8 protein-coding genes are annotated in these 12,584 nt (G+C 71.1%); 3 read left to right on the forward strand and 5 right to left on the reverse strand.

Annotated elements, in window-relative coordinates:
- Nucleotides 1–90: 90 nt before the first annotated feature.
- Nucleotides 91–1,455, forward strand: a complete 1,365-nt coding sequence (locus WMF44_RS28645) for a Vgb family protein (RefSeq protein WP_437293224.1) — start codon at nt 91–93, stop codon at nt 1,453–1,455.
- Here the strand turns inward: WMF44_RS28645 and WMF44_RS28650 are convergent.
- Both WMF44_RS28650 and WMF44_RS28655 read right to left on the reverse strand, forming a co-directional pair.
- Entirely contained in the window at nt 1,432–4,614 is a 3,183-nt protein-coding gene (locus WMF44_RS28650; protein WP_437293225.1) for an efflux RND transporter permease subunit, read from the reverse strand. The two genes, WMF44_RS28645 and WMF44_RS28650, sit on opposite strands and share 24 nt — an antisense overlap.
- Nucleotides 4,611–5,930, reverse strand: coding sequence for an efflux RND transporter periplasmic adaptor subunit (locus tag WMF44_RS28655; RefSeq protein WP_437293226.1), 1,320 nt, complete (start codon nt 5,928–5,930; stop codon nt 4,611–4,613). The genes WMF44_RS28650 and WMF44_RS28655 overlap by 4 nt, the downstream gene beginning before the upstream one ends.
- Before the next feature lie 231 nt (nt 5,931–6,161).
- Here WMF44_RS28655 and WMF44_RS28660 point away from each other — a divergent pair, with 231 nt between their 5' ends.
- Nucleotides 6,162–6,902: a methyltransferase domain-containing protein gene (locus tag WMF44_RS28660; protein WP_437293227.1), complete on the forward strand. Its 741-nt coding sequence runs from the start codon at nt 6,162–6,164 to the stop codon at nt 6,900–6,902.
- Here WMF44_RS28660 and WMF44_RS28665 read toward each other — a convergent pair.
- Together WMF44_RS28665 and WMF44_RS28670 are read right to left on the reverse strand one after the other, a co-directional pair.
- Complete coding sequence (locus tag WMF44_RS28665) at nt 6,868–7,665, reverse strand: helix-turn-helix domain-containing protein (protein ID WP_437293228.1); 798 nt, start codon at nt 7,663–7,665, stop codon at nt 6,868–6,870. The genes WMF44_RS28660 and WMF44_RS28665 overlap by 35 nt on opposite strands.
- A 250-nt stretch (nt 7,666–7,915) precedes the next feature.
- Nucleotides 7,916–8,710, reverse strand: a complete 795-nt coding sequence (locus tag WMF44_RS28670; RefSeq protein WP_437293229.1) for a hypothetical protein — start codon at nt 8,708–8,710, stop codon at nt 7,916–7,918.
- A gap of 1,282 nt (nt 8,711–9,992) precedes the next feature.
- Between WMF44_RS28670 and WMF44_RS28675 the strand changes: the two genes are divergently transcribed.
- Nucleotides 9,993–10,676 carry an HAD family hydrolase gene (locus WMF44_RS28675; protein WP_437293230.1) on the forward strand — a complete coding sequence of 228 codons (684 nt, stop codon included), beginning with the start codon at nt 9,993–9,995 and terminating at the stop codon, nt 10,674–10,676.
- A gap of 255 nt (nt 10,677–10,931) precedes the next feature.
- Here the strand turns inward: WMF44_RS28675 and WMF44_RS28680 are convergent, their stop codons facing one another.
- The gene (locus WMF44_RS28680) at nt 10,932–12,545 is read right to left on the reverse strand and encodes a GMC family oxidoreductase (protein ID WP_437293231.1); all 1,614 of its coding nucleotides are present in this window, start codon (nt 12,543–12,545) and stop codon (nt 10,932–10,934) included.
- Between the last annotated feature and the right edge of the window lie 39 nt (nt 12,546–12,584).

Here is a 12,584-nt window from a genome sequence, read left to right on the forward strand (position 1 = left end):
GGCGGATCCACGCTTTTTTTTCGAAATCGAGCGTTCGGGGGGGCACGCGCCCTTTGCGGTGTTTGCCCGGGGTTCCTAGACTCGTGACCCATGAGACGACTTTCCTGGGTGCTGCTCGCGGCGCTGGTTTCCGTGGGCTGTGGGGACAACGGCGGCGACCCGTCGGAGGCGGGTTCGGGCGGTGACGGCGGCGGCGGTGCAGGTGGCGGCGCGGCTTGCGAAGCCGGAGGCGACGGCACGCTCGACGTCGAGATCGTGAGCCCGAACGACGCCGGAGACGTCGCCGTGACCTCGCCGGGAGCGCCGGACGAGCGCGTGGTCTCGAGCGCGTCCCTCGACACGCCGGCGGGTGAGTACACGCTGCGCGCAAGCAGCGTGGCCGACTACCCGGACGGCGAACGCGTCGGCTTCGTCTATCGGCCCGAGGACCCGGAGCAGACCGCCTGCGTCGCCGACGGCGCGACCACCGAGGTCACCTTCAACTACGAGCCCACGCCCGGGAGCCACAAGCTCTGGTTCACCGCGCAGAACGGCGACCAGCTGGTCGGCGCGCTCGACGGCGAGGCGCTGCTCGAGTCGGGCGAGGTCACGCCGAGCGTCGCGTTCCAGGGGAGCGCCGAGATCATCAACCAGGGCGCGATCGCCTTCGACGGGGCCGGCAACCTGTGGGTCTCGGCCAACGCGGGCCAGATCACCGCGCGGCTCGTCGACACGCTGGGCGAGAGCAGCGAGGCCGCCCCTGACCGCGTGCTCGACGTGTCCGAGGTGTGCGCGGGCGTCATCCCCTGCGCCGCGGGCGGCCTCGCGTTCGACGCGGCGGGCAACCTCTGGGTCGGGATCCGCGACCATCTGCTGAGGATCGACGCGGCCGATCTCGAAGGCTCCGGCGTGGTGGAGCCCTCCGTGACCATCACCGGAGACGAGATCGAGAACGTCCAAGCGCTCGCGTTCGACGGCTCGGGCAACCTGTGGGTGGCGAGCGCCGAGCAGGACGCGGTGCTGATGTACGCGGCCGAGCGGCTCGCCGCGGACGACGGGGATCCCGCCGACGTGGTGCTGAAGGCGCTCACCCCCGAGCCGGTGATCGGGCCGCTGGGCCAGCCGACGGGGCTCGCGTTCGACGAGCAGGGCGCGCTCTGGGTGGGTTACTGGGCCTCGAACACCATCGCAAAGTTCGAGCCCCGCGATCTCGAAGCGTCAGCGGAGCTCACCCCGGAGGTTCAACTCGGAGTGGGGGTGCTGGCGCTTCCGGAGAGCATCGCCTTCGATCAGCAGGGGAACCTGTGGTTGCCCTCCCGGGCCGGTTCGGCGGCGGCGATCGCCAAGGCCGAGCTCGTCGCGGGCGGCGATGTGGAAGCGGGAGCCACCGTCCTGACGAGCGAGGCGTTCGGATCGCTCATCGACCTCGCCTTCAACCCGCCCCCCGACTGGTCACCGATCCACGGCCCCAAGTGAGCTCGTGGCGGCCGTGGACCCCGGCCGCCGGAGCCGCGCAAGGCGCGCCCGCAGGTCGTCCGCGACCACGTAGAACGCCGGCACGACGAGGAGGCTGAGCGCCGTCGAGACGACGAGGCCGCCGATCACCGCGGCGGCCATCGGGGCCCGGATCTCGGCCCCGGGGCCGAGCGCCAGCGCGGACGGGACAGCGGCCATCAGCGTCGCGATCGAGGTCATCAGGATGGGGCGAAGCCGCACCGGGCCGGCGCGGAGCATCGCCTCGCGGGCGTCCATCACCTCCCCTGCCCCCTCGCCGTGCCCGCGCCTCACCTCGATCGCGTGATCCACGAGGATGATCGAGTTCTTCTTCACGATCCCCATGAGCAGGAGGATCCCGATCATGCTGAAGATGTTGAGCGTGTGCCCCGTCAGCAGCAGCGCGAAGGCGGCGCCCGCGATCGACAGCGGCAGGATCGTCAGCACCGTGACCGGGTGCAGGAACGAGTTGAACTGGGACGCGAGCACCATGTAAGCGACGAGGATCCCGAGCACCAGCGCGAAGAGGAGGCCGCCCATCGACTCGCGGAACGTCACGCTCGCGCCGCCCAGCACCAGGCGGTAGCCGGCCGGCAGGTCCCGGCCGAGCTCCTCGACGCGGGCCACCGCCTCGCCCTGCGAGCGCCCCGGCGCGACGTTGCCGAAGACCGAGATCGCGCGCTCGCGGTCGCGCCGCGTGATCGCCTGGAGCGCGGGGCGCTCGTCGTAGGTGACGACCGACGTCAGCGGGACCAGCGCGCCCGACGCGCTCCTCACCTGGATGCGCGCGAGATCCTCGGGCCGGCTCCGCTGCTCCGCGAGCAGGCGCGCGCGGACGTCGATGCGGCGCCCGCTGTCGTTGTACTTGGCGACGCGCCCGCCGCCGATCAGCGTGTTCAGCGTCGTCGCGATGGCCTCGACGCTCACGCCGAGATCCGCGGCGCGCGCCCGGTCGGGCACGATGCGGAGCTCGGGCATGCCGAGCTGGTAGTCGGAGTCGAGATCCACGACGACGCCGCTCTGCGCGAGCTCGGCCCGGATGCGCTCGCTGTGCTTCGTGAGCTCGTCCCAGTCGGGGCCGCGGATCGAGAACTCGACAGGGAACCCGCGCTGGGCCGTGAAGCCCGACTGCGAGAGGTCCTGGACGACGGCGCGCAGGCCGGGGTAGCCGTTCAGCTCCTTGCGGAGCGCGCCCTGGAGATCGGCCTGCGAGAGCGCCCGCTCGTCCGCCGGCTTCATCGTGACGAACAGGATGCCCGTGTTGACGCCGCCCCCTCCGCCGAAGCCGCCGACGACGGCGAAGACCCGCTCCACCGCCGGGTGCGCGCCCACGGCCGCCTCGGCGCGGCGGAAGAGCCGGTCGGTCTCCTCGATGTCCGAGCCGACCGCCGTCTGCAGGCGGACAAGGAGCCGCCCCTGGTCCTGCGACGGGACGAACTCCGTCGGGAGGCGCTGCATGGCGACGATCGCGCCGGCGAAGAGGAGCGCGCCGAGCAGGACGACCGCGACCGGGAACCGGAGCGCCCGGGCGAGCAGCCAGCCATAGCCGCGGGAGAGCGCCTCGAAGCCGCGATCGACGAGCCGCCCGAGGCGGCTCCGGCCCTCGCGGGAGACGTCGAGGATCTGCGCGCAGCGGGCGGGCGCGAGGGTGATCGCCTCGAGGTACGAGAGCAGCACGGCGATGCAGAGGGTCACGCCGAACTGGAGGAAGAACCGGCCGACCACCCCCTCCATGAAGATGATCGGGAGGAAGATCGCGACGACGGCGAGCGTCGCGGCGAGCGCCGCGAAGGTGATCTCGGCCGTGCCCTCGCGGGCGGCGCGGACGCGGTCCTTCCCCCCTTCGGCGTGCCGGTGGATGTTCTCGAGCACCATGATCGCGTCGTCGACGACGATGCCGACGGCGAGCGAGAGCCCGAGCAGCGTGAAGGTGTTCAGCGTGAAGCCGAGGAAGTAGATCGCGGCGACCGTGCCGAGCAGCGACATCGGGATGGCCAGGACGACGTTGAGCGTGCTCGAGAGCGAGCCGAGGAACATCCAGCAGACGAGGGCCGTGAGCGCGATGGCCATGCCGAGCTCGAGCTCGATCTCGTGGACCGACTCCTCGATGAACTTCGTCGAGTCGAAGTTCACGCCGACCTCCATCCCCTCGGGCAGGGACTTCTGGACCTCGGCAAGCGCGGCCCGGACCCCCCGGGCGACCTCGACCGCGTTCGAGCCCCGCTGCTTCCTCACGCCGAGGCCCTGGGCCGGCTCCCCGTTCACCCGGGCGAGGCGGCGCACGTCCTCGAAGCCGTCCTCGACGAGCGCGACGTCCTCCAGGTACACCGTGGCGCGCGCCGACGACGGCGGCCCCGCCGCCTGGGGGGCCGCGCCCGGCTGGGCGGCCGCGACGGCGTTGCCTTCGCGGAGGACGATCCGCTTGAAGGTCGCGAGATCGAGCGCCTCGCCCATCACCCGCACGTTGAGCTCCCGCCCTTCGGTCTCGATGCGGCCGGCGGGCAGCTCGATGTGCTGGCGGCGCAGGGCCTCGGTGACGTCGGCGACGGTGAGCCCCTTCGCCGCGAGTCGATCGGCGTCGATCCAGATGCGGACATTGCGCTCGAGGTAGCCGCCGAGCGTGAGCTCTCCGACGCCGGGCACCGTCTGGAGCTTCTCCTTCAGCCGGTAACGCGCGATGTCGGCGACGAGCTGGGGAGAGAAGGGGCCGGAGAGCCCGACCCACATGATCGGCTGGTCCTCCGGGTTCGTCTTGGAGACGACGGGCGGGTCGAGGTCGAGCGGCAGCCGCCGCTGCGCCTGGGAGATCTTCGTCTGAACGTCCTGGAGCGCGACGTCGACGTCGCGCGACAGGTCGAGCTCGATGGTGACCGAGGCGCTCCCCTGGCGCGACGTCGACGTGATCGATCGGATCCCCTCGACCTGGACGGCCGCCTCCTCGAGCGGCTCGACCACGTCGTGCTCCATGATCTCGGGGGCGGCGCCCTCCAGCGTGGCGGAGATGGTGATGGTGGGGAAGTCGACGTCGGGGAACTGGCTGATGCCGATGCGCGACACGGCGACGAGGCCGAAGACGATGGTCGCGGCCATCAGCATCCAGGCGAAGACCGGCTTCCTGAGGCAGGCTTCGGTGAGGCTCACGGCACGCTCCGTGACGAGCTGGCGGGAGCGGTCAGCGGCGACGCGCCGGATGAGGCGGGGGGCGGTGACGCGCCGGACGACGCGGCGGGCGGCGACGCGCCGGACGACGCGGCGGGCGGCGGCGACGCGCCGGCCGCGGACGCGCTGGCGCCTGCGCCTCCCTCGGGGGGGTGGCCCGCGGCCTGGCCTCCCGGCACGCTGCCGGGCGCCGCGATGCGGACCTGCGCCCCCTCGCGCAACGCCTCCGCGCCACGCGCCACGAGGAGCTCTCCCACGGAGAGGCCCGACTTGACCTCGACGCGCCCGTCGGGCGTGCGCAGGCCCAGCGAGAGCACGCGCTCGCGCGCGGTGGTGCCGTCGACCACGTACGCGAGGAACCCCCGCTCGCTCGGTCGCACGGACGTGAGTGGGATGACGGGAGCGTCGCCGCTCGCGCCCACGGGCACGGTCACCTCGGCGAAGGTGCCGGGGCGGAGCAGCTCCTTGCCCTCGCCCTGCACCTCGCCTGTCACGGCGACCATGCGCGTCGCCGGATCCGCCGCGTCGGCGACGTGCGTCAGCCTGGCGTTGTAGGTCCGCGCGTCGCCCTTCACCGTGAAGCGCGCCTCCATGTCGGGCCTGACCCGCGGGGCGTCGGCGGCGGGGATCTGGAAGCGAAGCAGGAGCGGGTCGCGGCGCAGGAGCGTCGCGAGCACGGTGCCGACAGGCACGTGCTGGCCGGTCTGCACGGTGCGCGTCTGGATCTTCCCCTGGATGGGGGCGCGCACGTAGGCGTCGCGCAGGTTCAGGAGCGCCTGGTCGACGGCGACCTTCGCCTCGGCGACCTGCGCGGCGGTCGTCGCCGCCCTCGAGCGCCAGGACGCGACGTCTTCCTTGCTGAAGACGCCGTCGGCGCCCTCGGCCTCGCGCCGCTCGAGCCCCGCGGCGGCCTCGGCCTGGGTGGCGGTCATCCGCTCGAGCGTCGCGCGCGCCGCGCGGACGGCGAGGTTGTACCGGGCCGGGTCGATCTCGACGAGCACCTGCCCTGCCTTGACCTCGGCGCCCTCCATGAACCGCACCGCCTCGACGACGCCGGCGACGCGCGCGGTGAGCTGCACCTGCTCGAACGCCTCGACCGCGCCGACGGCCGGCACGGCGTACTCGACCCGCTCCGCCGCGACGGGCACGACCTCGACCGGGAAGCTGAGCCCTTGCTTCGCGGGCTTGCGCCCCTGCTCGGGCGAGGCCTCCCCGCCCTTCTTGCACGCCGGAGATCCGAGGAAGACAAGCGCCGCCACCAGGGCGAGCGCGGGCACGCGAATCGGTTGGAGCACCATCTAGGTGGAGGAGTAGCGCAACTTGAGCCGCGGTGCGCGGGGCCGAGCGGGGTGACCGATCGCAAACCACGCCGATCCAGCACAAAGACACGCCCTGCCGCACAGGACAGACACCCCGTACAGTCCCGCAGACAGCAGGGATGCTGACCCACGAGCCCGGCGTGAAACCAGCAACGACGGGCGAGCTGACACGAGCTGGCGGAGTCGACGATGACAGACCTGGTCAACGACATGACCGAACGATTTCTGCGCGATGCCGGCATCGCTCCCGGCATGCGCGTCCTCGACGTGGGGTGCGGCCGAGGCGACGTGAGCTTCATGGTCGCCCGCATCGTCGGCGAAGGGGGTTGTGTGCTCGGCGTAGACCGCGATCCGGCGCCCATCGCGGTGGCTCGCCGGCGGGCCGCCGAGCTGGGACTCCGCCACGTCGCCTTCGAAGAGCGGGACCTCGGCGCGCTCTCCCCCACCGCCGAGCGCTTCGATGCCGCCGTCGGCCGGAGGGTGCTCATGTACCAGCCGGATCCTGTCGCCGCGGTCCGTGCCATGGCCGGCGCCGTGCGCGCCGGCGGCCTGATCCTGCTTCAGGAGAACGACCCGACGATGGGCCAGGGCAGCCTCGTGCCCATGGATCTACATCGCCAGCTGCACCAGTGGATCTGGCGGACCGTCGAGCGTGAGGGCGCGAGCCTCCACATGGGACTCCAGATGCCGGGCGTCTTCGAAGAAGCGGGCCTGACCGTGCAGCTCGTGAGGGCCGAGGCCATCGTGCAGACGCCGAAGCTCCAGCATCCGCTCGCGCTCATCGTTCGCGCGATGCTCCCGCGGATCGTCCAGCAAGGCGTGGCGTCGGAGGCCGAGGTCGACGTGGACACCCTGGAAGAACGCCTCGCCGCCGAACGGACGAAGGCCAATACCACCTTCGTCGGCGACCTCGTCTTCAGCGTGTGCGGCCGGACACCGTCTCCTGGGTGAGCGTGCGGCCCTTGCTCTGCGCTTCGGCGCGCCACGCCGCCGGCGTCGCCCCGTGCTCTCTACGGAACATGCGGATGAAGTGCGTCGCGTCCGCGTAGCCGACGCGCTCGGCGATGAGTTCGACTCTCTCGTCGGAGTGGAGGAGGATGCGGCGAGCCTCCGCCATTCTCCCGGCCACGATCCACTCGACCGCGCTCCGGCCCGTCGCCCGGGAGAGCGCCGTCGTCACGTACGCCGGGCTCCGCCCGACCGCTCGCGCGACGTCCTTCAGCGAGAGCGGCCGAAGGCAGTTTCGCTCGATGAAGCGAAGGGCATCGACGACGACTCCCGGCGACGGCGAGGCAGGGTGTTGCGAGCGCGCGGCCTGCCGAACCTCGTCGAGGATGAGCACAAGGAGGCTCCGCTGGACGACGTCGGGAGCGCCGCCATCGCGCGATTCCGTCGCGCGCATCAGCTCGCGGAGGAGCATGTCGATGTGCGCGTGACGATCCGCGGGCACCCGGACGACGGGGGACGCGCCGGAGCGCACGCGCTCGAACGGCTCGAGCAAGCTGCCCGCCTCCTCGGCGGCCAAGCAGGGGACACAGAAGCCAACGCCGATCCAGTCCGGGGCCGCCTTCTCGATCGAGCGGTGCGGCTGTCCGGCAGGCACGAGGAGGACGTCTCCGGCCTCGACGTTCCATCGACCGCGCTGATCGATCCGAGAAGCGCCGCTCGTGTAGAACGCCAGCGCGGCGAAGGCGTGGGTCACGGGCGCCCGCATGACCGGCTGCACCGGTGAGGGCTGCCGGCAGCAAAAGATCGCTCGGCCCCCGCCCACAAGGTCTTCTCGCTGGATCGCCGGCGCGGGGGGCATGAGCGCCATGATGACATCGGCGGAAGCAGGAGGCGAGCGCCGGCGCTCTCCGCCGAGCAGGCCGCTGGATAGTAAGGAGCTCTTCCCTTCGCTGCGCCAGCGAAAGGCCGGCGAAGATCTGGCGGGCCCGACCTGCGCGCGCGCCTGCCGGACGGAGCTACGGCTTCAGCGTCATCCGCATCTTGTAGACCTGCATGCCGAACATCACGCCCTCCGGGGCGGCAGGATCGATGGTCCCGTCCCGACCGCGGCTCAAGCGCACGAAGGCCTGACACCCTTCGGCGGGGAGCCCCGTGGGGTACGAGCCTTCGGGAACGGTGAACGAGCCGGTGTCGTCCAGGTCCCCCGACGAGTCGACCCAGGATACGTCATCCAGACAGGGACCCGGCTCATCGAAGCTGACAGGTCCGATGGACCACCTCATCATGTCGTCCTTGCCCAGCGGCTCCCACGCCAGCACGAGATCCTCGCCGGAGCCGAGGCTGAACACGCTCTCCGGCTCGGGAGACGTGAGCTCCGAGAGCTCGGGCATCACGATCTCCCAGCCGTCGAGATCGTTGAACCGGGCGCGGATCGCGCGGCCCGGCTCGGCGTGCTTGAGATAACCGCGGCACCTGGCGGCGATGAGGTCGTCGTCCGGATTGCTGTCATGCCACCAGTAGCAGGCGAGCTCCGCCTCCTCCGAGCCGTTGCTCACGATGAACCTGTCGGGGAGGTACTCCCCGTCCCCGGGGTCTCGGACGCCGAACGCGCTGCTGGCGTCCACCTTCCGGACGAAGGCCTCCGCTTCGCCCAGGTACTCGGCGCCATCGCGGACGATCGGCTCGTTGTATCCGTAGACCCGGAAGACGACCGCCTCGTTCTCCGCAAGGGGCCGGTACTCGTCCGGGCCACACGCAGTCCCGGAAAGACCCAGGACGGTGATCAAAGCCAGCCACATGATGTCGCGCATGATTTCCTCCACCCTCCGATGTGTTTGTGAGAGACGGCTGCGCCGCCAGTTCTGCTCGGGTGAGGCCCCTCCTCCTTCGCGGCTGGATTGCAGCGAATCTCTCCTCCTTCGGCTCAGGCCCATTCCGCCGGCCGTCGCTGCAAGTGCCCAGTTGACACGTACCGCGAAGCCAATGCCCCCCTCGCAGTTCTCGTTGAACCGACGCTTGTAGCCGTCAGGCCCGGTCGGCGGCGGCCGCCGCGGGAGCGGCGCTGCCGTCGCCGGCGCTGCGCAGGTGAGCAGCAGCAGGAGCGCGGTGATCGGGCTGAGCGGCGGGCATCGCATGATCTTGTGTTCCGGGGGTCCTCCGCGCGGCGAGGTCGCCCTGCAGAGTTCGCGAGGGCGTCGCAGGCGCGGTGCGCCTCGGGCTCAGGGTCGAGGCTGGGCACGGGAGCTCGGGCAACGCGCTCTCTCGATTTCCAGCGCCTTTCTTACCAGAGATCACCGCACGGTTGCGCTCGAAACGCTCGACACCAACAGAAGATGTGAGGACGAGCGACACGACAAGAACGTGCCAGGATCCGCGACACGCATTGCGTTCATCGAACAAAAATTCTCACATTAGGTGAGATTTCGCTCCAAAATTTTGACTGTGTTCTCACCCTGGGCCAGCTGACGCCCGAGATCACCGAACAGCTGCGTTCGAACCACTCAATATGTAGGCTGGACACCAGCACGAGCACATTGCATTGCATCGATCGAGATAAATTTCTCGCGCTTGATGAGCTAAGGCTCCAAAAATCAAAAATCCTCAACCTGGGTGCGCTGGCGCCTCGACGCGACGCCGCTCCTCAACCTGGGTGCGCTGGCGCCTCAACCTGGGTGCGCTGGCGCCTCAACGCGACGCCGCTCCTCAACCTGGGTGCGCTGGCGCCTCAACGCGACGCCGCTCCTCAACCTGGGTGCGCTGGCGCCTCAACGCGACGCCGCTCCTCAACCTGGGTGCGCTGGCGCCTCAACCTGGGTGAGCTGGCGGGGCGGCTCCTCACCCTGGGTGAGCCGCCGCTCCAGAAATTCCCAGCCTGGACAAGCTGGCGCGGGGCGGCCGACGCAGCGGCCCCTCGACCAGCCGCTGGAAGCCCCGCGCCGACGTCACAGCCGCGCCGCGATCGGGCGGACCGGCGCTCCGCTGGCTGGACGCCCGGTCCCCGGCCCAGCCGCCTGTCGAGGCCGCGACGAGGCCGTCGCGCCCGCCGCCCTTCCGCGCTCGCCCTGAGGCGGCGCCGGTCTATACCATGGGGACATGCGCCCCACCGTGCTCCTCTGGGACATCGACGGCACCCTGCTCTCCACCGGCGGCGCAGGCCGGCGCGCCATGGAGCACGCGTTCGCCCGGTACGCCGACCGGCGCGACGCGTGCGCGGCGTTCTCGTTTGCCGGCATGACCGACCGGGCCATCATCCGGACAGGGCTCGAGACGGTCGGGCGCGAGGCCACGGAGGACGCCATCGACGCGCTCCTCGCGATCTACGTCGAGATCCTCGCGCAGGAGATGTCGCTCGCCGGCGACACCCGGGTCCACGTCGGCGTCATCGAGGCGCTCGACGCCGCCGCCCGGCGCGCGAAGTGCGCCATCGGCCTCGGCACGGGGAACGTCCGCGCCGGGGCGCAGGCGAAGCTCACCCGGGTCGGCATCTACGATCGGTTCGCGTTCGGCGGCTTCGGCTGCGACCACGAGCGCCGCGACGAGCTCCTGCGCATCGGCGCGGCGCGCGGGGCGGCGATGCTCGAGGCGCCGCTCGATGCGTGCCGCGTCGTCGTCATCGGCGACACCCCGAAGGACATCGCGGCGGCCCGGGCGATCGGCGCCGAGTCGATCGCCGTGGCCACCGGCACCTACGCCCTCGCAGAGCTCGCCGCATGCGCCCCGACCCACAGCTTCACCGACCTCCGGGCGCGGGGCGCGCTCGAGGCGCTGCTCGGTTGAGATCCGAGATCTCTCGACGAGCGGCCGGCTGACCGCTGCGGCGCCGATACGACAGGGTGCCTCTGCGACATGAAGCGCGCATAACCGGCCGTTTGATCTCAGACCACAAGTCCGCGAAAATTCCAAGATGACCTACCCCCCGGGATACCGAACGGCCGAGCATGCCCAGGGTGAGGGAGCGGCGCATCGGGGCGGAGACAACTCTGTACGACATGTTGCATCCAGCGCCGGCAATGTTCCTCGCGACGCCCGGGGTCAGCGCCCGAGCGCGGTCGCGATGGAATGCGCGGCGCGCAGCGCGAGAGCGGCGATGGTGAGCGTGGGGTTCACGGCGCCGCCGGTGGGGAAAACGCCGCTGCCAAGCAGGTAGAGGTTGTCGTGGTCGTGCGCGCGCAGATTCCGGTCGACCACCGAGGTGTTCGGGTCATCGCCCATCCGGTAGGTGCCCATGATGTGCCCGGCGCCCTCGTGCTCGAGCCGGTGCTCGCGGAACGTGGCCCCGAGCGCGTCGAAGATCCGGTCGTGGATCGCGCGCGCGGCCGTCATGCCGTCGCGGGTATAGGGGTCGATCCGGTAATGAAGGCGCGGCCGCGGCAACCCGAGCGCGTCGCGCTGATCGAAGGCAGGCGTGACGCGGTTGTCGGGATCGGGGAGCTGCTCCATCAAGCTGGACACGCAGAGCTGCCGGGTGCAATGCCACGCGAGCTCGGCAGCGAGCTGCTGGCCACGTAGCCCCTTGCGCACGAGATCGGCCGCGGCGACCTCGGGCCCGCCGATCGGCCACTGCCACCCGCTGTTGCCGAGCTCCACGCGGAACGCGGCGTGCACCCCCCGAGAGGCGCTGTTCCGCGTGGCGTCGATACCCCCCGTCGAGAGCGGTCCGCGGGGCTGCCCGAGCGCTTCCCCGGCGAGCGCCCAGCTCAGCTGGATGGGGTGATCCATGAGGTTGCGCCCGACCTGGCCGCTCCTGTTCGCGCCCCCGTCCGGCAGCGCGTCGGTCCGGGACATCAGGAGCAGCTTGGGCGTCTCGATCCCGTGCGCCGCCACGATATAGACCTTGCCCGAGGCCTCGTGATCGGTGCCGTCCGGGCGCTTGAACAGGACACGCGACACGCGCCCGTCAGGGCCGATGCCGACGGCCGTGGCGATGGCCTCTTCCACGATCCGCACGCCGGCCAGCGCGGCCTTCTTCACGTGCACCGAGGCGTCATAACGGGCCGTGATCGGGCAGATGGGGATACAGGATTTTCTGCCGCAGCACGCGGGCCGGCCGCCGTACGCGGCGCTGTTGCGCGCCTGTGCCGTCGCGGTCACCGGATAGCCGAGGGCCGAGATCCTGTCGGCGATGCGCAGATCCGAGTAGCTGTGGGGGATGGGCGCCATGGGGTAAGGCGCGCTGCGCGGCGAGCCGAGGCTGTCATCGCCAGCCACGCCCATCTCGATCTCGCTCTCGACGTACCAGGGTTCGAGCACGTCGTACCCGATGGGCCAGTCGACGCCGACTCCATAAAGGGTCTTCATCCGGAGATCGTCGGGCAGGAAGCGGAGCGCGGTCCCGAGCCAGTGCCAGGTCGTCCCGCCGACGACGCGGAGGTACGTGCTCTTGAAGAGGTCCGGGCCCTCCTGCACGTAGTACCCGCGGGGAGCGCCCTCGCTGGGCGCAGGCGCGGCCATGGAGCGCGGGAAAGGGGCCTCCAGCGTCTTGACCACGGCGCTCCGGTAGGCGCTGGCGGCCCTGTCGCGGTCGACCCGCGGCCCCGACTCCAGCACAAGCACCCTGGCGCCCGCCTTCGCGAGCCGGTAGCCGGCCAGCGTCCCCGCGATGCCCGCGCCCACGATGACCACATCCGCTTGCAGCCTGTCCCCCATACCGAGCTCCATCCGGGCGGCGGCAGCGCGCCCCGCCGC

The sequence above is a fragment of the Sorangium sp. So ce426 genome (assembly GCF_051475585.1).
Taxonomy (GTDB): Bacteria; Myxococcota_A; Polyangia; order Polyangiales; family Polyangiaceae; genus Sorangium; species Sorangium cellulosum_B.

What these genes read in the sequence shown, in the direction of transcription:
- WMF44_RS28655 (WP_437293226.1), bottom strand. Translation starts at nt 5,930, where the DNA reads ATGGTGCTCCAACCGATTCGCGTGCCCGCGCTCGCCCTGGTGGCGGCG.
- WMF44_RS28680 (WP_437293231.1), bottom strand. Translation starts at nt 12,545, where the DNA reads ATGGGGGACAGGCTGCAAGCGGATGTGGTCATCGTGGGCGCGGGCATC.
- WMF44_RS28645 (WP_437293224.1), top strand. Translation starts at nt 91, where the DNA reads ATGAGACGACTTTCCTGGGTGCTGCTCGCGGCGCTGGTTTCCGTGGGC.
- WMF44_RS28675 (WP_437293230.1), top strand. Translation starts at nt 9,993, where the DNA reads ATGCGCCCCACCGTGCTCCTCTGGGACATCGACGGCACCCTGCTCTCC.
- WMF44_RS28665 (WP_437293228.1), bottom strand. Translation starts at nt 7,665, where the DNA reads ATGCGGGCGCCCGTGACCCACGCCTTCGCCGCGCTGGCGTTCTACACG.
- WMF44_RS28660 (WP_437293227.1), top strand. Translation starts at nt 6,162, where the DNA reads ATGACCGAACGATTTCTGCGCGATGCCGGCATCGCTCCCGGCATGCGC.
- WMF44_RS28670 (WP_437293229.1), bottom strand. Translation starts at nt 8,710, where the DNA reads ATGCGCGACATCATGTGGCTGGCTTTGATCACCGTCCTGGGTCTTTCC.